This is a genomic window from Microbacterium sp. bgisy189, from assembly GCF_057707225.1.
Genome location: NZ_JBYIPT010000006.1, coordinates 151,843 through 174,540, shown reverse-complemented (window position 1 = coordinate 174,540; position 22,698 = coordinate 151,843). Strand labels below are relative to the sequence as shown.

Here is a 22,698-nt window from a genome sequence, read left to right as displayed (position 1 = left end):
GTAGGCGGGGCCGTTGTCGGACAACACTCGCTCGACGGTGACGCCCCTTTCAGCGAACCAAGCGACCGCGCGGCGCAGGACAGCGATCGCGGTGTCGGATCGTTCGTCGGCGTGCATCTCGACGTAGGCGACGCGGGAGTGGTCGTCGACGACGGTGTGGAGGTGGCCGATCCCGAGCCGTGGCTGATGGTCTTCGTTACGGTTCACGCCGTTCATCGCGTGCCGGTTCCGGGTGCCTTGCGCGCGGCCGAGGAAGCGGTGTCCGCCGCCGTCGGGGATGTTGCCGAACTTGGTGACGTCGACGTGGATCAGCGAGCCGGGATGGTCGTGCTCGTAGCGTCGGATCGGTTCCCCGGTGACCCGGTCGATCCGCGACAGCCGGTTGATCCGGCAGCGCACCAGAACGGCGTGAACGGTCGATGGCGCCAGGCCGAGCTCGCCGGCGATCTGGGCGGGCCCGAGCCGGCGCCGCCAGCGCGCTTTGACGATCCGCTTGACGACGGGCAACGGCGTCTTCGACGGCATTGAGCGCGGACGACTAGACCGGTCCTGCATCCCTGACACGCCCTCGGCGCGGAACCGGGCCGCCCACTTCCGGGCCGTGACGGTCGAGACCATGAACATCTTCGCCGCAACGGACGGCGGCCAGCCGTCATCGACGATCAGGCGCGCCAGCCGAAGACGAGCGCGCGGAGTCGGAGCAGCGTTAGCGTGGGACACGAAGGCCTCCTGGTTCGTGAAGCGGTTCCTTGAACAGCTCCACTTCACAACCGGAGGCCTTCGCCAGTCAGTAGCTCACGGACGTGTCGCCGAAACAACGTCCATGGACATCACACCTAGGGAGTCCGACTTACCGATCAGTCCAGAGATTGAGCGCGTATTCGACCTGATCCCTGAGGCCGGTGAGGGCTATCGCTGGTACGACTACCCCTACCGTTTCCTGTCATGGTTGCTGTTCGGCTGGAGACGGAGGCTGTTCCCGAATTCGGTGCGCACATGGCTCAATGACCGTCTAAATGATCTTCTTCAATTCAACGAACATGAGCGGCACAAGGTAATGGGCCGGGACTCTGTTCTGGAGAACCTGCTCGTTCCGCCTGATGAGCACGTCCGGGTCGGCGGACTGTGGGTCGTCGAGTTGTTCCCGCCCACCGAGTTGCCAGCGCTTGAGCGTGCGATGAAGCGCAACGGTTGGAGCAAACCAAGGGCAGTACCACCACACGAATCTGACAATCTCGCAACCCTCGAACGCTCGCGCTCGCAATGGGGCTCCAGGTGGTGGCGTCTGGCGGACGTGCTTCCTCCAAAGTCAAATCGGTTCTACTCGTTCCATGCCCACAAGATGCGGCTTCCCGAGTCCTTCGACATGGTCGAGATTCGCGCCGTCCAGATCGGCCAGGGGCTGACGGCGGCAGTCGCCTACTTCACGCCCACCGACGAAGCGAGGAAATCGCTCGACGCTGTTTGGCACGCCGCCCATGAGCCCATGCTTGTTTGGGAGAACGGTCGATTGATCCCACTCGACCGGAAGTACGCGGCAATCCGGCGGATTCAGGCTCAACGGCGAATGCTCCGCACGGAGGCACGTGATTGGCTGGCTGGGAAGCTGCCCGGGTCATTCGCGGCGAATAACGAGCAGCAGTTGGTGTTGGAACTGCTGCTTCTAGACGAATTCGATCCCACCACTGTTGTTTTCGCGGAGGGGAATGAACGGGACGTGCGGTTCGCAAGAGCGAACCAAATGGACGTGTACCGCGCCGTCGGGATCGACATTCACGACTTCGAAGAGATCAAAGCCAAATCCCTGCCCGGATTGATCCTGTCGCAACCGGACCGGCGGGGACGTGACATTCTGGCGGACGACCCAACATGGACTCTGTGGGGCAACACCGCGACAGTCGCTGCCGGGTTCGAAAGGGAGCGAGAATTGTTTGGAGGCACAGTAGCCGCGGTGGGCCACAAGGTCGATAACTTCTACGAACTCCTCCCGATGCTGGCGATCGTCGAGTACCTGGGTAACGCAGACGCGAGGTATGCCCGGCTTCGAGACCGTGCGAGCACACGCCATGGGAAGTTCAGAGGTCGCGCGCTCCGCAACCTTCGGCGAAGTTTCCTGACGCTCAGTCTCAACATCACGTCCATTCACCGCGACGTGAATGAGTTCTGGCAGTCGCATGGCCCAGTGGTGATTTCGGACTTTAGGATTCATGAATCGCGTCAGCGGAAGTTGAGTCCCGCATAGTGGTGTAGCGCACGGTGGCCCGGCTCGTCGTTCATGACGTGAGCGCGGTCACCGTGTGATCCTTCGAGAAAGCTCTCTACTTCTCACTCGAATGGAGTCATCACGATGACCGCTCCTCATATTGTCGACCCTGCCGGCCTGCTCGGCGAAGCCCTGGCGGATGCGTCGCCGGATCTGATGCGCAGTCTGCTGCAGACCATGATCAACGCGCTGCTGTCCGCCGACGCGGACGCGGTCGTCGGCGCCGAATGGGGGCAGCGAAGCCCCGACCGCACGACCCAGCGCAACGGGTACCGGCACCGCGACCTCGATACCCGGGTTGGGACGATCGACGTCGCGATCCCGAAGCTCCGGCAGGGGACGTACTTCCCGGAATGGCTGCTCGAGCGTCGCAAACGCGCCGAGACCGCGCTGATCACCGTCGTTGCGGACTGCTACCTCGCCGGCGTGAGCACGCGTCGCATGGACAAGCTGGTCAAGACCCTCGGGATCCACTCGCTGTCGAAGTCGCAGGTGTCGCGGATGGCGGCCGACCTCGACGAGCACGTCGACCAGTTCCGACACCGCCCGCTCGACGACGCCGGTCCGTTCACGTTCGTCGCCGCTGACGCGCTCACCATGAAGGTCCGTGAGGGCGGCCGCGTCATCAACGCCGTGGTGCTGGTCGCGACCGGCGTGAACGGCGACGGGCGCCGCGAGGTCCTCGGGCTCCGTGTCGCGACCAGCGAAACGGGCGCTGCATGGAACTCGTTCTTCGCCGACCTCGTCGCCCGCGGCCTCGGCGGGGTCCGCCTGGTCACCTCCGACGCGCACGCCGGGCTGGTGGAGGCCATCGCGGCGAATCTGCCCGGCGCGGTCTGGCAGCGCTGCCGCACCCACTACGCGGCCAACCTGATGTCGGTGACGCCGAAGACCATGTGGCCCGCGGTCAAAGCGATGCTGCACTCGGTCTACGACCAGCCCGACGCGAAGTCGGTGCACGCCCAGTTCGACCGGCTGCTGGACTACGTCGACGGGAAGCTCCCCGACGCGCACGAGCACCTCGACAACGCGAGGGCGGACATCCTCGCGTTCACCGGGTTCCCCGAGGGCCTCTGGCAGCAGATCTGGTCCAACAACCCCAACGAGCGCCTCAACCGGGAGATCCGTCGCCGCACTGACTCCGTCGGGATCTTCCCCAACCGGGACGCGATCATCCGCCTCGTCGGCGCCGTCCTCGCCGAGATCACCGACGAGTGGGCCGAAGGCCGCCGCTACCTCGGCCTCGAGATCCTCGCGAAGTCCCGCCTGACCCTCGTCGACAACACCGTCACGGAGGAGGTGAACACCGACAGCACCCTCGAGCTCACCGCCTGAACCATCAAATCGAAGGACACAGCGCTACACCACTACTCGGGACTTGACCTCAGCGGAAGACGTGGCGCCGGGCTCGTGGAGATCGCAAAAGCAAGCCTGTGAGGCTCGACGAGTCAATTAGGAAGCGGCTAGATCGGCAGATCACACGTCTTACCGAGGCCGACAGCGACTACAGGGACATCCTTTCGACCGTCGCCTCGTTGGGTGCATCTGCTGATGCGTTCAAGGTCGGGCGGTGGGCGCTGTGGGTCGCGATCGCCTCTCTGGCCGTTGCTACTGTAACCACGCTCGTGGCCGATGTCGGCTGCTCGAGTGTCCTGCAGCACCTGCTTATCTGGAACGATCCCGCGACGTGCGGTCCGTGAGATGAGTGCGGGTTTTCGTCGGGCACGCGTGGGGTCGGTAATTGGCCTGTTCGATTTAGCTGCGTCCGATGGCCGTCCAGTCGACGTCAATCTGTGCGTGGCTCATTTCGGCCGCGAGCTTGCCCTTCCAGGCGCCAGCTGAATCCAGGGGGATGTAGACGAGACCGGTAATGTCGCTCGGTAGCTCCACCCCCTCGTCGTAGAGGACTGCAACACGGCTACGTCCAATCAAGCCGATGAAGAATCCCAACTCGAACACGACGTTCTGCCTAGCTCGCGGTTTGTCGTCTTCCACATCGAGAAGACACGATCCTCGTGCCCTTCGGGTGGCACGGCCCCGTGCTCGCCGCCCCAGGCCACGCCCTGTACCAGCTGAACGCGATGGCCGGGCCGCACCGGCGAGCGTGGAAGGTCACCGACGATCCCGGCCAGGCGTGGGTGCGCGAGCTCTGGCCCGACCTCCCGGTCGACGAAAGGCTGCTGTGACCTCGGATGAGACGGCTGCCCCGCTCCGATCCGTTGTGGTGATGGGGGTGTCAGGGTCAGGGAAGTCGACGATCGGCGAGGCGCTCGCCGCGACGCTGCAGCTTTCGTTCGTCGACGCCGACGGCCTGCACCCGCCCGCCAACGTCCCGCTGATGGCGGCCGGGACCCCCTGCGGGACGAGGACCGGTGGCCGTGGCTTGACGCGGTCGGCGCGGTGCTCGCGCGGGCCCGTGGTCGTCGCCTGCTCCGCACTGCGGCGGGTCTATCGTGACCGGCTCCGCGAGTTCGCCCCGACGTCGCGTTCGTGCATCTCGACGGTCCCGCGGCGCTCCTCTCGTCGCGGGTCGCGCACCGGGTCGGTCACTTCATGCCGGCGGCGCTCCTGGAGTCGCAGCTGGCGACACTCGAACCGCCCGCTCCCGACGAGCACGCCCTCGTCTTCACGATCGCCGACTCTCCCGAGTCGATCGTCGAGGTCGCTGCCCGCGCCCTCGGCTGAGGGGCGACGGAGTCCGGCGCCGTCGCAGTGAAGTCCGTCTCCCACGTCACGCGATCCGGATGAACCTCGGGCCTTCATAGCCGTCTGTGGAGCGCTCCGAGTGGGATCGGGTGCTCGCGGTCAATGTGACCGGCGCGATGCTCGGCACTCAGGCGCTGCTGCCGTTCATGCGAGCGGGTTCGTCCATCGTCAACATCGGGTCCGCTGCCGGACTCACCGGGCACTACACGGCTGCGTACACGACCAGCAAGTGGGCGTTGCGAGGACTGACCCACGCCTGTGTGACAGAGCTCGGTCCCCGAGGCATCCGCGTGAACATCGTCCATCCCGGTACATCCGCACCGAGATGACCGCGAGCGCACCCGCTGCCTTCCGCCACGCCAACATGGCGGTCATCCCCCTTCACCGGGGTGGCGAGCCCGAGGACGTCGCCGGCGTGGTCGCCTTCCTCCTGTCGGATGCCGCCGCCTACGTCACGGGCGCCGAGTTCGGCGTCGACGGCGGCCAGTTCCTGTCGGGTGCGGCGACGTTCCTCTCGGACGCGGTGCGGCCGGTGCCGTGATCTCCGCCGCGCTCGACTCAGGCCTTCGTGAGCGCGCCGAGTCGTCCGAAAAGCAGATCGCGGAGTCGTGCGTCCTTCATACGGAAGAGGCGTACCCGCCCGTATAGGGTTCCGCGCACCAGGTCGAGCTCCTCGAAGTCGTCGAGACACTTCTGCACGTCGTGCGGAGCGAGTTCGAGAACGTCGGCCAGATGATTCACGGACACTTCATCGTCCCCGAGCGCGAGTAGCACTCGCAGGTTCCCGGTATCCCCGAGGGGCACGAACAACCGGGCGAGATGGGCCGCATACCTGGCCTCGGCGTACTCCCCGCACATGACACGTTCACCTTCCACGCCGTCAGTTTTGCATCATTTGACGAGTAAGTAAAGCAAGTGTATAAAGGCTTCAGACGACGCGCAGTCGCTCGTCGCCCTAGACAAGGAGGTACTAGATGAAGGTGACAACCACAGAGTGGGAAAACGGTCAGTTGGACCCCGAGAACCTGCTCCTGGCCCAGTTGAACCTGAAGATCAAGGGTTACGTCGTCATCGAGAACGTCTTCGGTGAGGCGCAACTGGAGGAGCTCAAGAGCCGCTTCCACGAACTGCTGTCGGACTACATCGCCCAGACGGATCCCAACCGCGGCGCCAGCCGGTACGGCATGCCTCTGCCCTTCGAAGCCCCGTTCGCCAGCACGACACTCGTCGCGAACCCGCTCCTGCTGCAGGTCATCAAGTCGATCCTCGGCGACGACGTGGTGTGCTCGTTCTTCGCCTCGGACACGGCGCTCTCGGGCTCGCAGTATCAGCAGGCTCACTCCGACGTCGAGCCGCTGTTCCCCTCCGACAACATCAGCCTTCCCCCCTTCTGCTACGTCGTGAACATTCCGCTGGTCGACTTCCGTCCCGACAACGGGCCGACGGAGATCTGGCCCTTCGGCACCCATCTCGTGGGCGACCCCGCGGTGATTCCCGTGCCCGACTTCACGCGCATCGAGGAGCTTCGGAATTCCCCCGTGGGCAAGTTCACCGAAGAGGAGATGCTCCCCCAGCAGGTGATCACGCCGGCCGGCTCCGTTGTGATCCGCGACATCCGCATGTGGCATCGTGGGACGCCGAATCGATCCAACGAGCCCCGGCCGATGATGGCGATGGTCTACAACCGTCCGTGGTACAACCACGGCGTGGTCGAGATCGACGAGAACGAGTTCCAGGAACTCCCCGCCGAGGTCAAGCAGGTCTTCCGCAAGGCGGTGCTGCGATGAGGTCTGCCTACGGGAGGCTGCGGCGGCCGGTCGCCGTGGCACTCGCCGCCGGAGTCGCGCTCTCCCTGACCGCCTGCGCCGGCGGAAGCGGCGGGAATGCCGACCGTGTGACGCTCGAGTGGTACGTGCAGCCGCTGAACTCGACGAACATCTGGCCCGACCTCGTCGCCGCTTTCAACAAGAGCCAGTCCGACATCGAGGTGAAACTGACCGTCGGACCCACCAACGTCGACACCGTCAGAGGCACGCTGTCCACCCAGATCGGCAGCGGTTCGTCTACCCCGGACGTGTATGAGGGAGACATCACCTGGCCCGCTCAGTTCGCGGAAGCCGGTCTCGCCGTCAACCTCACCGAGGTCTTCCCGGAGAGCTTCTGGGACCGATTCTCGCCCGGGTCGATTCAGTTCGCCCAGTACGAGGGCCAGTCGTACAGCGTGCCGTCATGGACCGAGGCGGCGTTCCTGTACTACCGCGAGGACCTGCTCGAAGAAGCGGGATTGCCCGTTCCCGAGACCTGGGAAGAGCTGATGGAGACCTCGAAGGCCATTCAGGAGAGCGGGGCGGTGAAGACCGGCTACACCTGGCAGGGCGCCGGCTACGAGGGCCTCACCTGCGTGTGGAACGAGCTGGTCGCCGACGCCGGCGGAAGCATCACCACCGCTGACTTCGACGCAGGAACCCTCGACACGGCGGAGTCGGAGCGGGCCCTCGACTTCCTGAAGGAGACGATCTCCAGCGGAGTGAGCCCGGAGGCGACGGTCACCTTCCAGGAGCCCGAAACCCTCAACGAGTTCACGGCCGGGAACGCATTGTTCATGAGGAACTGGTCTTACGCGTGGGCCATCACCCAGGACCCTGCTCAGTCGCAGGTGGTGGGCAAGGTGGGGATGGCGCCGCTACCGACCTTCGACGGACAGCCATACCCCGGCGCATCCACCAACGGAGGCGGGGGCATGTACATCAACCCCCACTCCGAGCACGTGGAGGAGGCGGCGGCGTTCCTCGACTGGTTGACCGACACCGAGGCGCAGAGCCTCTTCGCGTCGGTCGGGAAGGTGCTGCCGGCCAACCTCGACGCCCAGACTCCCGAAGCTCAAGAGCAGGTCGGCCCCGTGGGCACGGTCCTCGCGGAGCTGCAGCTGGTGGGGCGCCCCGTGGGTACGCCCGCCTACTCCGAAGTCTCGCGAGCGGTGTTCCAGAACATCAACGCCGCACTGACGGGTAACGCGAGCGTCGAAGACGCGCTCGCAACGGCGCAAGAGGAAGTCGACCGCGCTCTGAACTCCGGCCGTCACTCCGGAGACTGATCGGGTCGAGCGGGCGCGCACCCGGGCTGGCGACAGGTCAGGCCGGGTGCGCGCATCCGCACCAGCGACAAAACTTGTTGAACGATGGGGATCAATTGAGCCTTCGCACCACCACTTTCCATGAAACGGGGTTCCAACCCCGCCGGACTCGTATGACTCGCAGCGACCGCGCGCGGCGCACGGGGGCTCTCCTGACCGCCCCAGCTATCGCCGTTGTGGCGCTCGTCACGCTGGTTCCGATCGCATTCTCCGTATTCCTCAGCCTCTCCACGGTCAGACCGGGGGTGGAGGGCTTCGACTTCGAGTTCGTCGGTCTGGCGAACTACATGAACGCGATCGAGACGCCGGCGCTGTGGCAGGCATTCCTCTTCACGGGGACCTACACCGTTGTCAGCGTCACGGTGCAGATCGCTCTCGGGCTCGCTGTCGCTCTGGTGATCGACCGGATGACCCGGTGGGCCGGAATCACGCTGGCGATGTTGCTGGTGCCCTGGGCGATGATCACCGTCGTCTCGGCGCAGCTGTGGTCCTACATCTTCAACGGGGTCTACGGCATCGCGAACTACCTGCTGGAGCTGATCGGGGTCATCTCCGAACCTGTGACGTTCCTCGCGAGTCCGGTGGGGGCGTTCGTCGCTCTTCTCGTCGCCGACACCTGGAAGACCGTGCCCTTCGTGGCGCTGATACTTTTCGGCGGACTGCGGTCGATCGACAAGGAACTGTATTCAGCCGCGAAACTCGACGGGGCAGGGCCGGCGCGAATACTCGGGCAGATCACCATCCCGCTCCTGCGTCAGTCGATCATCACCGCTGTCGTCTTTCGAGTGCTGCAGGCGTTCGGCCTGTTTGATCTGCCCTTCGTCCTCACCAACGGGGGTCCCGGCACCTCCACGCAGTCCATCGCGATGCTGGCCTACAACGCGCTTTTCCAGGACCTCAACATCGGGTACGGCGCGGCCATCGCCTTCCTGATGACGCTGACGGTTGCTCTGTTCGCAGTCGTCTTCCTTCGGGCTTTCAAGGTGGATGAGTCACATGGATAACACTGTTCGACGTACCCAGGCGAAGGCACGGCCGTCGCAGACCCGTCCCCGGCTGCGGGCCGCCGACATCATCGGGGCCCTCATCGGAGCTGTCTTCCTGGCACCCGTGGTGTGGCTGACGGTCTCGGCATTCAAGCCCGTGAGCGAACTCGGCGCCTATCCGCCGTCGCTCTTGCCGATCCCCCCGACCTTGGCGAACTTCCAAGCCGCGTTCGTCGACGGCGACTTCGGAGCCTTCCTCGCGAACAGCCTCATCGTCTCGGTGTTGAGCACGGTGATCGTCGTCTGCCTCGGGGTGCCGGCCGCCTACGGTCTGTCTCGCACGAACATCCGGGGCAGTGCCAGGATCCTGACCGGCCTGCTGATCATCTCCGTCTTCCCGATCGTCGCTGTCATCCCTCCGCTCTACGTGATCTTGCGGGAGATGGGCTGGCTCAACAGCTACCAAGCGCTGATCGTGCCGTACGTCGCCTTCGGGCTGCCTCTGGCTATCTGGGTCGTACGGAACTCCCTCCTGCCGATCTCACAACAGATGGAGGAGGCTGCGGAGGTCGACGGCGCGTCCACGGTCCGCACGATCGTGCAGATCATCGTGCCGCAGGCGTTGCCCGGCATCTTCGTCGCGGCGGTGCTGACGTTCGTGTCGTGCTGGCAGGAGTTCCTGATGGCCCTGAGCTTCAACGCGAATGCGCAGTACCAGACCGCGCCGGTCGGTATCGCGCTGTTCGGAGGGGCCTTCCAACTCCCCTTCGGCACGATCTTCGCGGCCTCGATCGTGGCGCTGTTCCCGGTCTTCCTGCTGGTGATCGCCCTGCGCAAGTGGGTCGTCGACGGACTGAGCACGGGCGCCGTCAAGGGATGAGTGTCCTCTTCATGTCGAGTCATCCGGACTCGGAAAGGAATCGATGATGCACGGAGTCGGAATCGTCGGCGTCTGGCATGTCCATGTCGCTGACTATGTGGGTGAGATCCTCGAACGGGACGACGCGAAGATCATCGGGGTGTGGGACGCGGATGCTGCGGCAGCCGCACGTTTCGCGGAGCCGCTCGGCCTGCCCGTCGTCCCCGACCTCGAGACACTTCTCCTCGACGATCGTGTCGACGTCATCGTGGTCGACACGGCGACGAGTGAACACGTCGAGATCATCTCCCGGGCCCTCGAGGCCGGGAAGCATGTCTTCACCGAGAAGGTGCTCGCCATTTCCACCGACGATGCCATCCACCTGGAGACGCTCGCCGAACGCTGTGATCGAGTTCTCCAGGTGTCTTTCCAGCGTCTCTCGGAGCCGTGGGTCCCCACGATGGGCGCCATCATCGATGCCGGCATCCTCGGCACCCTCACGTCCTCCCGGATCCGGTATCAGCATGCGGGTGCGGTCGAGGGATGGCTCCCCAGCGGATTCTTCTCCCCCTCGGAGGCCGGTGGGGGAGCGGTGATCGATTTGGGGGTTCATGGTCTGTACCTGAGCCAGTTGCTGCACGGCAGCTACCCCGAGACCGTGACCTGCAGGACTTCCGATCTCGCGGGAGTAGGCGTCGAGGACAACGCGGTGGTGATTCTCGAATACGCGGGAGGCGCCTTCAGCGTCCTGGAGACCAGTCTGTCCTCCGCCCCGAACGACGCGAGGTGGGTGGAGGTGCACGGAACACGGGGAACCGCGATGGTGGATTCTCGCGACGGAGGTGTGTACGTCAAGACCGGCGCTGAGGACTGGGTGCGCCATCGCATGCGGGAGCCGAAGGAATCACCGCTGTCGCACTTCTTCGCGGCGATCGACGACGGCGCGGGCTACGAATGGAACCGATCCGAGTCGATCAGGCTGGTGAGCCTGGTTTCGGCCGCCTACGACTCAGAGCGTGAACGGAGCACGGTAGGGGTGATCGACCCGGTCCCGCGATGAAGGCTGGGTGCCGCTCTTAGGACGAACTGGTCCGGCCGATAGACTTTCCAGTCAGTCAGACGGTGCCCAGGCAGCCATTCCCTCGGGCAACTCGGACTGGGAGGGACGACGACGTGCGAAGCCAGCGCAGGCCGCCGATTGCGAGCCGTGACCTCGTGTTGCGTCTCATCCGTGCCCACGGGGCGCTTAGCAGAGTGGAGCTGGCGGCGGCCACCGGTCTCACCGTCGCGGCGATGACCAACATCGCCCGGTCTCTCCTCCTCGACGGGCTCATCGAGGAGGCGGGAAGTTCGGGGAACACCGGGGGAAAGCCGCGGACCCTCCTCAGGATCCGCGGCGACCATGGTTACGCCCTGGGCGTGTCGGTGGACCTTCACCATGTGAGGCTGGCCATTCTCGACTTCGCCGGTCGCGTTCTCGGCACGATGACCCCGGATGGCCCGTTCCGCACGGTCGACGAACTCGCCTCGACGCTGTCGTCCGCGACGGCGGAGATCACAGCGCGGCACTCGATCGACCGCGATGATCTGCTCGGCGTAGGGGTAGCCGGCCCGGGTCCCCAAGACCGGTCTGTCTATGAGCGTCCTCCTGGCCCCTACGCCGACCAGTGGCTCGATGACTCGGTCCCGACCGTCATCGGGAACACGCTGAATCTGCCGGTGCTCATGCTGAACGACGCGAACGCGGTCGCGATGGGCGAGTACGGCCTCAGCCTGGACACGCGATCTTCCGGCAACTTCGCGTGCATCTACATGGGCGAATCCGGTGTGGGATCGGGAATCTTCCTCGATGGGCAGCTCGTGCTCGGGAGCAATTCGTTCGCAGGCGCCGTCGCCCACGTCTCCATGGACGTGAGCGGGCCGGTCTGCTTCTGCGGCAGCAGAGGATGCCTTGAGCTGTACGGTTCCCCGCGCGCCGTGATCGAGGCGGTTCGCAGGTATGACCAGGAGCAGCACGATCCTCTGATCGGGGTCAGCGAGAGCGGCCCGCTCGCTCCCTCGGACATGGAATTGGTCTACGCTGCGGCGAGGAGCGGGCACCCGTTCGCGGTCGAGCACGTTCTGACGGTCGCCGACTACATCGCCTCCGCCGCTGCGACGATGGCCACCATCCTGGACCTGGACCTGATAATCCTGGCCGGAGACACGTTCGCGGGAATGGAAGAGGTCTACCTCGAGTCCATGCAGAAGATGGCCGACCGGATCCGGCAGGCGGGAGTACGCAGCCCGTTCGCCGTGCGGCCCACCGGACTGGCTTCGGGCAACTACGCCCCTGCAGTCGGAGCGGGCCTGGCGGTTCTCGAGCTTCCCCATCTCGCCGAAGCAGGCAAAGACGAAGTGTCGGTCGCCCGCCCGTAGGCGCGTCTTCGGCGGACCTGCTGTCAGGCTGAGCTCTCGTTCGTCTCGCTGGCGACGGTACTCAATTCGAGGATTCGCGCTTCGAGTGCGCGCAGGAGGGGTCCGCGTCTCGCTGTCTTCAGCATCTCGGTGATGTACGACTGCGCGAGCCTTGTCGCCACCAGGCCGGCGTAACCGCTGTCTTCGATCTCGATGACGAGGTGACTGACGGCGTCGACGTCGTCGGCGACCATCGCCCGGAGAAGTCGTGCCGCCAGAAGTTCTGGTCCATCCATCTCGGATCGCTCCTTTCGATCGGGGATTCTAGAAGTCGATGCGGCGCTCCTCAAGGGTGCGATCACGCCCGGGACAGGGCGGGGCCTCCCGCGCATCCGGCCCGACGACGTTACGGTCGTCATCGAGACAGCAGCCGCGCTTGCACGTCTACATCTTCGTCATGGAGTCCATCACCTGGACGTCGGCTCGCACGCGCGCCACCTTCGGCACGAGTGCGCAAGAAGCCGCGGCGACGAAGGAGATGGCCTTCAATCAGGGCTTCTACAACCTCTTCCTGGCGATCGTCGCAGGCGTCAGCATCGTGCTGTCAGCCACCGGATCCACCGCGGTCGGCGCCGCACTGATCTTCGCCGGAGCCGGATCGATGGTCGCGGCCACACTCGTGCTGTTCGTCTCCAGCCCTGACAAGCGCAGCGCCGCGCTCAAGCAGGGCGTCATCCCGGCGTTCGCGGTCATCGCCCTGCTCGGCGCACTGCGCCGCTGAGTTCGAGCAGACGTTCTATGCTGGCCAAACCACGACCACCGAGCTGGCGGGAATCAAAGAGCGCGAGTCTCCACCAGACTCAGGGCGCTTCACTCGGGCGTTTGACCCCCATCGCGTTCACGTCCATCATGAACACGACCGTCGCATGCGCCGCGTGACGACACCCTGTCGGCTATCCGTGCAGCAGTCGCAGGGCAGCTCGGCAGGTGGCAGGAGGAAGGGCGTGAAGTGGAAGCGCCAGCGAGACGAAAGGATACAAAGATGACATCTGCGTCTCCGTCGCGGCCGCGCAGGCCGAACATCACCGACGTCGCCCAGGTTGCCGGTGTTTCCTACCAGACCGTTTCGAGGGTGCTGAACAACGCCCCGGATGTCAGTGACGCCACGCGTGAGCGGATCCAGCAGATCATCAGCGATCTCGGGTACCGCCGTAGCAGGACGGCCACCGCGCTGTCCACGCGCCGGTCGACCGCCATAGGCATCCTCGCCGACGGGTCACCTCGGTTCGGACCGGTGGGGACTCTCATGGCTCTGGAGAAGGTCGCGACGCAGAAGGGCTATTTCACGACGGTGGTCACCGCCGAGGAGCCCTACAGTACTTCGGTTCCGAAGGCGCTGGACATTCTCGACGAGATCGGGGTCGACGGCATCATCGTCATCGCGCCGCTGCTCTCCACGGCTGCCGAAGTTCTGAAGGCGGCGATCAATGTTCCGGTCGAGATGATCGCTGCCGGCGCCTCCTCGACGCCGAATCTCTTCACCTACTCGGAGGACCAGGAGCTGGGTGCGCGGATGGCCACCCAGCACCTCATCGATCTGGGTCATACGGATATTGCGCACTTCGCCGGGTCCATGGACTGGTTCGATGGCCGTGTACGCAAACGCGGTTGGAAGAGTGCGCTGCGTGATGCCGGCCTTGCACCCGGATTGTGCCTAGAAGGAGATTGGAGTGCGGCATGGGCCTACCGGACGGGTCTCCGGCTGGTCGAGGAGGGGACGGTTCCCAGCGCCGTCTTCGCCGCCAGTGACCACACCGCGCTCGGGCTCATCCGCGCCTTGTCGGAATCCGGGATTCGCGTTCCCGAAGATGTGAGCGTCGTGGGGTACGACGATGTGGAGGGTTCGGAGTTCTTCCTGCCGCCGCTCACGACGGTGCGGCAGGATTTCACTGCTCTGGCTCACGCGAGCATCGAGGTGCTGCTCGGTGCCATCGAAGGCCGCGACGTGGACCGCGCGCCGAGCAGGCCGGTGCTCGTGCCCCGCCATAGCGCGGCACGCGCACACCGCGGCTGAAGGTAGTCGCCGCCAGGACAGGTGTTGCTGAGGGCGGGTTTGGCGGTCGCGGGCTTCTTCGCGATGCAGGCGCGCTGATGCGGCGTCCTCGGGGAGTCGTGCTTCCTGATCACCAACTCCGGCCCATACAGCGGCGCCCGCGGCCTTCTCGCATCACCGGCTTCGCAGCGTCGCGCAGCGAGGCACTCGCATCGTCGCGATGCCATCCAACCTGAGGCAACGAACACTAGCACGCGGAGGAATTTGAAAAGCAAACTGGGGTCTTGACAAATACCTCCGTGATCGGTCACGATGATGCCCAACCCCTTCCGTGACCGATCACGGAACCTGCGATGGTAGCGAGCCGGGGCTTACAGAGAGGTAAGAATGGTGAAGCTTGCGTACGAGGCGAACGCGTGGGGAGGAGTCGTCGGGACTGCTGGCGCCGTCACCGATGTCGGCTCGGGGTTCTACGAGACGCCCGGAGACGTTCGTGAGACCTTGCGTGCGATCGCGTCGGCCGGCTATACCGGCGTTGAGCTGTTCGACGGCAATCTGCTGCCGTTCGAGGACTCGATGAGCGACTTTGTGGGGGCCGTGGAGGCCGCCGGGCTCGAGGTGGCGGGGGTGTACAGCGGCGGTCACCTGATCTACCCCGACGCGCACGAGGACGAGCTGGCGCGCTTCGATCGGTCGATTCGCCTCGCTGCGGCTGCGGGCGCGCGCCACTACGTTCTGGGCGGCGGGGCTGTGCGCTCCAGCGGCCGGCGGGCTGCGGACTTCGAGGTGGCGGGCGCATTTCTCGACACGGTCGCCGAGCGCGCGGAGGCGGCCGGGCTCATCGTCAGCTACCACCCGCATCTGGGGAGCCTGGCGCAGTCACCCGAGCAGATCGACGCTCTATTCACGGCGACCTCGATCGGTGTGTGCGCCGACGTCGCGCATATCGCCGCCGGCGGCGGCGACCCTGTCGACTTCATCACCCGCTACGCGGCGCGCCTGAAGTACGTCCACCTCAAAGACGTCGACTTGTCGAGCAACGCGTTCCTGCCGCTCGGGGCGGGCGATCTGGACCTCCGCCGCATCATCGACGCCGTTGCACTCGTCGGATACGACGACTGGATCACCGTCGAACTGGACGGTTATCCGGGAGATCAGGCCGCGGCCGCGGAGCGCAGCCGGCAGTTCCTCAACATCCACCAACCCGACTGACCCCACCCCGTCCCATCCAAAGGAGTATGAGAGATGAAATTTCGAGTAGCAATCGCGCTGACCGCCGCGATCGGTCTTGTCGCCCTGGCCGGCTGCACCCCCGCCGGCGAGCAGACCACGTCCGAGGTCGACCCGGAGATCGCAGCCGAGATCGACGCCGCGCTGGCAGACATCACCGGCCAGGTGCTCAGCACCGGCCCGAATGGCGAGGAGCCGCAGTCGGTCGATGCCACGAAGGTGACCGATGAGCAGGCGGCGGAGATCGCTGACCTCGGGCTGACGGCGGCGATCGTGATGCACTACGGCGGCAACGACTGGGCTAACGCGCAGATCGCCGGACTGAACGCCGAGTTCGAACGGCTCGGCATCGAGGTCATCGCGACCACCGACGCCGACTTCGACCCGGCAACGCAGGTCTCGCAGATCGAGACCGTCCTTACGCAGAACCCCGACATCATCGTCTCGATCCCCACGGACCCGGTTGCCACCGCCGCTGCCTACCGGAAGGCCGCAGACCAGGGCGTGAAGCTGGTGTTCATGGACAACGTTCCCGACGGGTTCCAGGCCGGGACCGACTACGTCTCCATGGTGTCAGCGGACAACTACGGCAACGGGGTCACTTCGGCATACCTGCTCGCCCGTTCGCTGGGTGGCGAGGGCAAGATCGGCATCATCTACCACGAAGCCGACTTCTTCGTGACGAAGCAGCGGTACGAGGGGTTCAAGGACACCATCACCGGGGAGTTCCCGGACATCGAGATCGTCCAGGAGCAGGGGATCGCCGGTCCGGACTTCGCCGGTGACGCGCAAGGGGTCGCCAACGCGATGCTCACCAAGAACGCCGACCTAGATGGCATCTGGGCCGTCTGGGATGTCCCAGCCGAGGGCGTTATGGCTGCGGCCCGGGAGACCGGTCGCACCGACATCAAGATCGCCACGGAGGATCTGGGCACGAACGTCGCCATCGCACTGGCCAAGAATCAGATGATCGTCGGACTGGGCGCTCAGCTACCCTACGACCAGGGCGTCGCCGAGGCAGACCTCGCCGCGTTGAGCATGCTGGGCCAGGAAGTCCCCGCGTACGTCGCTCTCAGCTCCCTGCCTGTCGACCACGACAACGTCCTCGAGGCGTGGAAGACCGTGTACCACACTGATCCGCCCGCATCGGTGTCGGACGCGTACGTCGACTGACCCCAAACCACCCGGGTGGAGTCGACACATCGGCTCCACCCGGCACAAGGCCCCCCAACCGCGCGGGACCCCGCGCTCGAAAGGAAATCATGCAAGACCTCAACATCGCCATGATCGGCGGCGGATTCATGGGCAAGGCGCACTCTCTCGCCTACGCGGCGATGCCGATGTTCTTCTGGCCTGCCCCTGCCCGTCCGGTGAAAAAGGTCGTCGTCGACGTCACCGATGAGCTCGCCCGCTCGGCTGCCGAGCGATACTCGTGGGAGTCGTCATCATCGTCGTGGCGCGATGTCATCGAGGATCCGTCCATCGACGTGATCGACATCGCGACCCCCAACAACCTGCACGCCGAGATCGCCATCGCAGCGGCCGAGGCCGGCAAGCACATCATCTGCGAGAAGCCGCTCGCCCCCACGGCCGAAGAGGCAGGTCGCATGTATGAGGCGGCGAAGAAGGCAGGCGTGGTCACCGCGGTCGCCTTCAACTACCGTCGCACTCCGGCGGTTGCGCTCGCCAAGAAGTACATCGAGGAGGGCGCCATCGGCGAGATCCTCAACTTCCGAGGAACATACCTGCAGGACTGGAGCGCCGACCCGAACTCCCCGCTGAGCTGGCGGTTCCAGAAGGACATCGCCGGCTCCGGTGCCGTCGGGGATATCGGCTCCCATGTCGTGGATCTCGCCCGCTACCTCGTCGGGGACATCTCCGAGGTCACGTCGCTGGTTTCCACGTTCATCACCGACCGCCCGTTGCAGTCCAGCGGGTTCGACTCCCTGGGCGGTTCCATGAAGGCCGACGGACCCCGCGGCGCAGTCGATGTCGATGACGAGGCGATGTCGCTGATCCGCTTCCGCAACGGCGCGGTGGGTTCGATCGAAGCCACGCGCAACGCGTGGGGGCGCAACAACTTCATCACGTTCGAGATCCACGGAACCGAAGGCTCCCTCTTCTTCAACTACGAGAACCGTGATGAGCTGCAGGTGGCCTTCAAGAACGACCCCGCCGACCGCCGCGGCTTCCGCACGGTGTACTCCGGTCCGAACACGCCCTACGGCGATTCGCTCTGGCCCATCCCGGCGCTGGGGGTCGGCTACGGCGAGACGAAGATCATCGAGGCGCATGACTTCTTGAAGGCCGTGGTCGAAGGCGGCACTGTCGAGCCCAACTTCGCTGACGGCTACCAGACCGCGCTCGTCGATGAGGCGATCCTGGAGTCCGGCCGCACAGGCCAGTGGGTCAAGGTGCCCGATGTCGTCGCCTAAAGCCCCTGGGATGGGGGAAGTGCTCCCCGTCGCCCCGGCGGTCCGTATGCGCCAGATCGTCAAGAACTTTGGTCCGGTCGAGGTGCTGAAGTCCGTGGATATGGACATCGTTGCGGGGGAGGTGCATGCCCTCGCCGGCGAGAACGGCGCCGGGAAGTCGACGCTCATGAAGGTGCTGCAGGGCGTGCATCCCATCACCTCGGGCACCATCGAGGTCGATGGCGAGCCCGTCGATATCCGCAGCACTGCCGACGCGGAGCGAGCGGGCATCGGCATGGTCTTCCAGGAGTTCAGCCTCATCCCCTCGATGACGGTGGCTCAGAACATCTTCCTCAACCGTGAGATCAAGGGTGTCGGGGGACTGATCGACGACCGCGCTGCCGAGCGGACAACGAAGGAGCTCTTCGACGAGCTCGGCGTCCGCATTGACCCCAGCGTCCGTGTGGAGGACCTCGGCACCGCGTACTGGCAGCTGGTCGAGATCGCGAAGGCGCTGGCAAAGAACGCCAACGTCCTCGTCATGGACGAGCCGACAGCCAGTCTCGCCAAGCACGAGGTGGAGAACCTCTTCGAGCTGATCCACACCTTGAAGAGTCGCGGGATCGCCATCGTCTACATCTCTCACCGGATGGACGAGATCCGCCGCGTGGCCGACCGCATCACCGTACTCCGCGATGGTCGGGTCGTACTCGCCTCTCCGGTGGCGGAACGAACTGCCGCTGAGATCATCGAGGCCATCATCGGCCGCCGGCTCGCGTCCGAACTCGTGTACCGGGACCGAGGCGTGGACCCCGCCGCCCCGGTCCTGCTGGAAGCCAACGACATCGCCAGCAGCAGCGTCCTCGAATCCGTGAGCCTGACCATCCGCGCGGGCGAGATCGTGGGTCTTGCCGGCCTGATGGGGAGCGGACGCACCGAGTTCGCACGCGTGGTTGCGGGATTGGATCGGCCTACCCAGGGGTCGCTGAGCATCGATGGGAAACCGGTCCGCTTTCCCGACCCTCTCGCTGCCCAGGGCGCCGGCGTGGCCCTGATCCCCGAAGACCGACGCGATCAGGGACTGGTTCTCGAGCACTCGGTGTCCGACAACCTCACGCTGCCCGTCCTTCACCGGGTGAAGTCTGGAGCGCTCCTATCCCCTCGGAAAGTGCGCGAGCTCACCGACCTGCTGGTCGCCCGCTTCGCTGTGAAAGTCGCCGATCCTTACGCGCCCGTCAATCGGCTCTCGGGCGGCAACCAGCAGAAGGTGGTCGTGGCCAAATGGGTCAACACCGACCCGCGCATCCTGGTCATGGACGAGCCTACGGCCGGCGTGGACATTGGAACCAAGACGGAGATCCTCGACATCGTGCGGGACTTCGCCTCACAGGGCAACGCTGTCCTGTTCATCTCATCCGAACTACCCGAACTTCTCGCGGTCGCCGACCGCATCGTCGTCATCCGTCAGGGACGGTCCTACCGCGAACTCGTCCGCGCCGACGTCGAGAGCGAAGAACAGCTTCAACTCATTATCCAAGGAGAGGCAGCATGAGCAGCCCTGCAACGGCCACACGGCCATCCCTTGTCTCCCGCGCCCTGACCCACCTGGACTGGCGGAGCAACATCATCTACATCGCCTTCGCGGTGGTGCTCATCCTGTTCGCCATCTTCCTGGGCAACGACGGCTTCCTCTCGCCGAACAACATGCTCAACATCGTGCGGCAGACCGCAACGATCTCGATCATGGCGGTCGCGATGACATTTGTGATCGCGACCGCGGAGATCGACCTGAGCGTCGGTTCTGTGGCAGGGCTCGCGTCAGTGGTCACCGCCATGACGACCGCCCAGTTCGGTCTGGTGCCCGGCATCATCGCCGGCCTGCTCGCCGGAGCCGCGATCGGAGCGGTCAACGGCGGACTCGTGGCGCTTCTGAAGATCCCGTCGTTCCTTGTCACTCTCGGCATGCTCGGCCTTGCTGCGGGTGTCGCGCAGTGGATCACAGCGTCCGCGCCGCAGCCGATCAGCGACCGTCTGTACGTGCTGATCTTCGGTGGCGGCGACTTCGGCCCGGTTCCCGGTCTGCTCGTCTGGACAGTCGTTGCGGTCGCCGTCGGGTGGCTCGTGATGAACCGGACCGGCTTCGGCCGGAAGGTGCTCGCCACCGGCGGAAACCCCACCGCCGCGGCGTACACCGGAATCAACACAGCCCGCATCAAGTTCACCGTGCTCCTGATCTCCGGAATCGCGGCCGCGGTTGCCGGAATGCTCTATGCCGGCCGGCTGGAGTCAGGGCGGTTCCAGTGGGGACAGGGTGACGAGCTCACCGTCATCGCCGCCGTTATCCTCGGCGGAACCAGCCTGTTTGGCGGACGGGGTGCCATCATCGGAACCCTGTTCGGCTCACTGTTCATGGGCCTGGTCAACAACGGCCTGATCCTGGCGGGTCTGGATGTGGCGCAGCAGCAGGTCGTGCGCGGCGCCATCATCATCGCGGCCGTCGCCCTGTCGAGGAAGAAGTGATGGCTCCCCGGCCGCTCAAGAGCGGCATCATCGGAACCGGCTTCATGGGTGGCGTCCACACCCGCGCAGTGCGCTCGGCGGGGGGTGAGGTGGTCGCCTACGCCGGCCGGGACGTCGAGCATACCCGGTCCGCGGCGGCGGCGGCGAACGTCCCCCTCGCGCTCACCCCCACCGAACTGGTGCGCCACCCAGACGTCGACATCGTCCACATCTGCACGCCTAACTCCCAGCACGTGGAACTCGCCTTCGCAGCCATTGCAGCCGGCAAGCACGTCGTGTGCGAGAAGCCGTTGGCCACGACGGGGGACGACGCACTGCGCCTGGAGAAGGCGGCCGAGGCCGCCGACGTGGTCCACGCGGTGCCCTTCGTCTATAGGTTCTACCCGACCGTCCGTGAGGCGAGGGCGCGCATCGCCGCCTCAGGCGAGCGGATCTGGCTCGCTCACGGGCACTACCTGCAGGACTGGCTGTCGGATCAGTCCGCATACAACTGGCGGGTAGAGGACGGGGAGTCGCGGGCCTTCGCCGATATTGGCGTCCACTGGTGCGACTTGTTCGAGTTCGTGACAGGGCATCGCATCGTCCGCCTGCTCGCACATCAGTCCCGGCTGCACGACACCCGTACATCGAACGGACGCGACGTGCCCGTCTCCACAGAAGACGGCACGACGATGATGTTCCAGACCGACCGCGGCGCCAACGGCACGGTCGCGATCTCCCAGGCCAGCCCCGGACGCAAGAACCGTCTCTGGCTGTCGGTGGACGGCGCCGACCACAGCTACACGTTCGACCAGGAGAACCCGAGCGAGCTGTGGGTCGGCTCCACCAACGAGGTGGTCCTGCTCCCGAAGGGGTATGAGACGCTCACCGCGGACGTCGCCTCCTCATACGTGACAGTCCCCTCGGGCCATCCGCAGGGCTACCAGGATTGCTTCAGCCTCTTCATGCGCGACGTTCATCGCACCATCGAGGGGAAGGCCGTCGACGCCCTCCCGACCTTTGCCGACGGTGCTCGCGCCGCCCGCCTCACGGACGCGGTGATAGCCTCCGCTCAGTCCGGCGGCTGGATCGATGTGGCTGCAGAACGCGATTCGGAATCGAGCGCATCGTGACGGGCTCCGCGCACCCGGTAACCCTGTTCACGGGACAGTGGGCGGATCTGCCGTTCGAGGAGGTCGCCCGGCTGGCGGCAGCGTGGGGATACGACGGACTGGAGATCGCGGCATCCGGCGATCATCTGGATCTCCAGCGCGCCGACGAGGACGACGCGTACGCCGCGTCGCGGCTGGAAATCCTGGAGCGTCACGGGCTGAAAGTGTTCGCGATCTCGAACCACCTCGCCGGTCAAGCGGTGTGCGATGCACCGATCGACTTCCGCCACCAGGCGATTCTCCGCGGCTACGTGTGGGGCGACGGCGACGCGGAAGGAGTGCGGCAGCGCGCCGCCGAGGACATGAAGCGGTCCGCGCGCGTGGCGAGAAAGCTTGGCATAGACACTGTCGTCGGGTTCACTGGTTCGTCGATCTGGCCGTACCTGGCGATGTTCCCGCCGGTGCCGGCAGAGGTCATCGAGGCCGGCTTCGAGGACTTCGCAGACAGGTGGAACCCGATCCTCGACGTGTTCGACGCGGAGGGGGTGCGGTTCGCCCACGAGGTGCACCCGAGTGAGATCGCGTACGACTACTGGTCCAGCGTACGAGCGCTGGAAGCGATCGGGCACCGGGAGGCGTTCGGGTTCAACTGGGATCCGTCGCACATGATGTGGCAGAACATCGACCCCGTCGGATTCATCTGGGACTTCCAAGACCGGATCTACCACGTGGACTGCAAGGACACCCGGATGCGGCCGCGCAACGGCCGCGCCGGGGTGCTGGGCTCGCACCTACCGTGGGGTGATCCCCGCCGCGGATGGGACTTCGTCTCGACCGGGCATGGCGACGTGCCCTGGGAGGACTCCTTCCGCGCCCTGGACGCGATCGGCTACACCGGCCCGATCTCGATCGAGTGGGAGGACGCTGGCATGGACCGACTTCACGGCGCCGCAGAAGCCGTGACGTTCGTGCGGTCGAAGCTCTGGACGCGCCCCACCGAATCCTTCGATGCGGCGTTCTCGAACCAGTAGGAGCGCCGGCGCGAT

22 protein-coding genes and 2 pseudogenes are annotated in these 22,698 nt (G+C 65.4%); 20 read left to right on the top strand and 4 right to left on the bottom strand.

The annotated features are described in order from the left end of the window. Positions 1 to 720: helix-turn-helix domain-containing protein (locus tag AC3ENX_RS09880; protein ID WP_434811712.1), on the bottom strand; the 720-nt coding region annotated here is incomplete at its 3' end. Between AC3ENX_RS09880 and AC3ENX_RS09875 the strand changes: the two genes are divergently transcribed. Together AC3ENX_RS09875 and AC3ENX_RS09870 are read left to right on the top strand one after the other, a co-directional pair. Beyond that, on the top strand, positions 617 to 2,242 hold the full coding sequence (locus AC3ENX_RS09875) for a hypothetical protein (RefSeq protein ID WP_434811713.1): 1,626 nt from the start codon (positions 617 to 619) through the stop codon (positions 2,240 to 2,242). The two genes, AC3ENX_RS09880 and AC3ENX_RS09875, sit on opposite strands and share 104 nt — an antisense overlap. A 105-nt stretch (positions 2,243 to 2,347) precedes the next feature. After that, on the top strand, positions 2,348 to 3,598 hold the full coding sequence (locus tag AC3ENX_RS09870) for an IS256 family transposase (RefSeq protein WP_434811707.1): 1,251 nt from the start codon (positions 2,348 to 2,350) through the stop codon (positions 3,596 to 3,598). 420 nt (positions 3,599 to 4,018) lie between these two features. On the opposite strand, the gene AC3ENX_RS09865 is transcribed toward AC3ENX_RS09870, so the two are convergent. After that, positions 4,019 to 4,258 (bottom strand): TIR domain-containing protein, encoded by a 240-nt coding sequence (locus AC3ENX_RS09865; protein WP_434811706.1) that lies wholly within the window; start codon positions 4,256 to 4,258, stop codon positions 4,019 to 4,021. Between the two features lie 14 nt (positions 4,259 to 4,272). Between AC3ENX_RS09865 and AC3ENX_RS09860 the strand changes: the two genes are divergently transcribed. From AC3ENX_RS09860 to AC3ENX_RS09850, 3 genes and pseudogenes are all read left to right on the top strand, one after another. Beyond that, positions 4,273 to 4,449, top strand: coding sequence for a 5-deoxy-glucuronate isomerase (locus AC3ENX_RS09860; protein WP_434811711.1), 177 nt, complete (start codon positions 4,273 to 4,275; stop codon positions 4,447 to 4,449). A gap of 41 nt (positions 4,450 to 4,490) precedes the next feature. Then, positions 4,491 to 4,948, top strand: a pseudogene (locus tag AC3ENX_RS09855) (gluconokinase). Between the two features lie 137 nt (positions 4,949 to 5,085). Continuing rightward, positions 5,086 to 5,510, top strand: a pseudogene (locus AC3ENX_RS09850) (SDR family NAD(P)-dependent oxidoreductase). Between the two features lie 17 nt (positions 5,511 to 5,527). On the opposite strand, the gene AC3ENX_RS09845 reads toward AC3ENX_RS09850, so the two are convergent. Continuing rightward, positions 5,528 to 5,845: an ArsR/SmtB family transcription factor gene (locus AC3ENX_RS09845; RefSeq protein WP_434811705.1), complete on the bottom strand. Its 318-nt coding sequence runs from the start codon at positions 5,843 to 5,845 to the stop codon at positions 5,528 to 5,530. A 98-nt stretch (positions 5,846 to 5,943) separates the two neighbouring features. On the opposite strand from AC3ENX_RS09845, the gene AC3ENX_RS09840 reads away from it, so the two are divergent. The 6 genes from AC3ENX_RS09840 to AC3ENX_RS09815 all read left to right on the top strand — a co-directional run bounded on the left by AC3ENX_RS09840 (position 5,944) and on the right by AC3ENX_RS09815 (position 12,365). Next, positions 5,944 to 6,756 (top strand): phytanoyl-CoA dioxygenase family protein, encoded by an 813-nt coding sequence (locus AC3ENX_RS09840; protein ID WP_434811704.1) that lies wholly within the window; start codon positions 5,944 to 5,946, stop codon positions 6,754 to 6,756. Further along, on the top strand, positions 6,753 to 8,063 hold the full coding sequence (locus tag AC3ENX_RS09835; RefSeq protein WP_434811703.1) for an ABC transporter substrate-binding protein: 1,311 nt from the start codon (positions 6,753 to 6,755) through the stop codon (positions 8,061 to 8,063). The genes AC3ENX_RS09840 and AC3ENX_RS09835 overlap by 4 nt, the downstream gene beginning before the upstream one ends. 152 nt (positions 8,064 to 8,215) lie before the next feature. After that, positions 8,216 to 9,106, top strand: a complete 891-nt coding sequence (locus tag AC3ENX_RS09830; RefSeq protein WP_434811702.1) for a carbohydrate ABC transporter permease — start codon at positions 8,216 to 8,218, stop codon at positions 9,104 to 9,106. Beyond that, complete coding sequence (locus tag AC3ENX_RS09825; protein WP_434811701.1) at positions 9,099 to 9,968, top strand: carbohydrate ABC transporter permease; 870 nt, start codon at positions 9,099 to 9,101, stop codon at positions 9,966 to 9,968. The genes AC3ENX_RS09830 and AC3ENX_RS09825 overlap by 8 nt, the downstream gene beginning before the upstream one ends. Positions 9,969 to 10,014: 46 nt before the next feature. After that, positions 10,015 to 11,007, top strand: a complete 993-nt coding sequence (locus AC3ENX_RS09820; protein ID WP_434811700.1) for a Gfo/Idh/MocA family protein — start codon at positions 10,015 to 10,017, stop codon at positions 11,005 to 11,007. 233 nt (positions 11,008 to 11,240) lie between these two features. Next, the gene (locus AC3ENX_RS09815) at positions 11,241 to 12,365 is read left to right on the top strand and encodes an ROK family protein (RefSeq protein ID WP_434811699.1); all 1,125 of its coding nucleotides are present in this window, start codon (positions 11,241 to 11,243) and stop codon (positions 12,363 to 12,365) included. A 23-nt stretch (positions 12,366 to 12,388) separates the two neighbouring features. Here AC3ENX_RS09815 and AC3ENX_RS09810 read toward each other — a convergent pair whose 3' ends face one another. Next, positions 12,389 to 12,640 carry a hypothetical protein gene (locus tag AC3ENX_RS09810; RefSeq protein WP_434811698.1) on the bottom strand — a complete coding sequence of 84 codons (252 nt, stop codon included), beginning with the start codon at positions 12,638 to 12,640 and terminating at the stop codon, positions 12,389 to 12,391. A gap of 140 nt (positions 12,641 to 12,780) precedes the next feature. On the opposite strand from AC3ENX_RS09810, the gene AC3ENX_RS09805 reads away from it, so the two are divergent. The 9 genes from AC3ENX_RS09805 to AC3ENX_RS09765 all read left to right on the top strand — a co-directional run bounded on the left by AC3ENX_RS09805 (position 12,781) and on the right by AC3ENX_RS09765 (position 22,683). Further along, on the top strand, positions 12,781 to 13,125 hold the full coding sequence (locus tag AC3ENX_RS09805; protein ID WP_434811697.1) for a DUF1304 domain-containing protein: 345 nt from the start codon (positions 12,781 to 12,783) through the stop codon (positions 13,123 to 13,125). A 261-nt stretch (positions 13,126 to 13,386) separates the two neighbouring features. After that, positions 13,387 to 14,418: a LacI family DNA-binding transcriptional regulator gene (locus AC3ENX_RS09800; protein ID WP_434811710.1), complete on the top strand. Its 1,032-nt coding sequence runs from the start codon at positions 13,387 to 13,389 to the stop codon at positions 14,416 to 14,418. A 366-nt stretch (positions 14,419 to 14,784) separates the two neighbouring features. Next, positions 14,785 to 15,609 (top strand): sugar phosphate isomerase/epimerase family protein, encoded by an 825-nt coding sequence (locus tag AC3ENX_RS09795; protein ID WP_434811696.1) that lies wholly within the window; start codon positions 14,785 to 14,787, stop codon positions 15,607 to 15,609. A gap of 33 nt (positions 15,610 to 15,642) precedes the next feature. Further along, positions 15,643 to 16,800, top strand: coding sequence for a substrate-binding domain-containing protein (locus AC3ENX_RS09790; protein ID WP_434811695.1), 1,158 nt, complete (start codon positions 15,643 to 15,645; stop codon positions 16,798 to 16,800). An 89-nt stretch (positions 16,801 to 16,889) separates the two neighbouring features. Continuing rightward, positions 16,890 to 18,062, top strand: a complete 1,173-nt coding sequence (locus AC3ENX_RS09785; protein ID WP_434811694.1) for a levoglucosan dehydrogenase — start codon at positions 16,890 to 16,892, stop codon at positions 18,060 to 18,062. After that, the gene (locus AC3ENX_RS09780; RefSeq protein WP_488184910.1) at positions 17,998 to 19,593 is read left to right on the top strand and encodes a sugar ABC transporter ATP-binding protein; all 1,596 of its coding nucleotides are present in this window, start codon (positions 17,998 to 18,000) and stop codon (positions 19,591 to 19,593) included. Before AC3ENX_RS09785 ends, AC3ENX_RS09780 begins: the two co-directional genes overlap by 65 nt. After that, on the top strand, positions 19,590 to 20,561 hold the full coding sequence (locus AC3ENX_RS09775; RefSeq protein WP_434811692.1) for an ABC transporter permease: 972 nt from the start codon (positions 19,590 to 19,592) through the stop codon (positions 20,559 to 20,561). The genes AC3ENX_RS09780 and AC3ENX_RS09775 overlap by 4 nt, the downstream gene beginning before the upstream one ends. After that, complete coding sequence (locus tag AC3ENX_RS09770; protein ID WP_434811691.1) at positions 20,561 to 21,673, top strand: Gfo/Idh/MocA family protein; 1,113 nt, start codon at positions 20,561 to 20,563, stop codon at positions 21,671 to 21,673. The genes AC3ENX_RS09775 and AC3ENX_RS09770 overlap by 1 nt, the downstream gene beginning before the upstream one ends. Continuing rightward, positions 21,670 to 22,683, top strand: coding sequence for a sugar phosphate isomerase/epimerase family protein (locus AC3ENX_RS09765; protein WP_434811690.1), 1,014 nt, complete (start codon positions 21,670 to 21,672; stop codon positions 22,681 to 22,683). Before AC3ENX_RS09770 ends, AC3ENX_RS09765 begins: the two co-directional genes overlap by 4 nt. Positions 22,684 to 22,698: the final 15 nt, after the last annotated feature.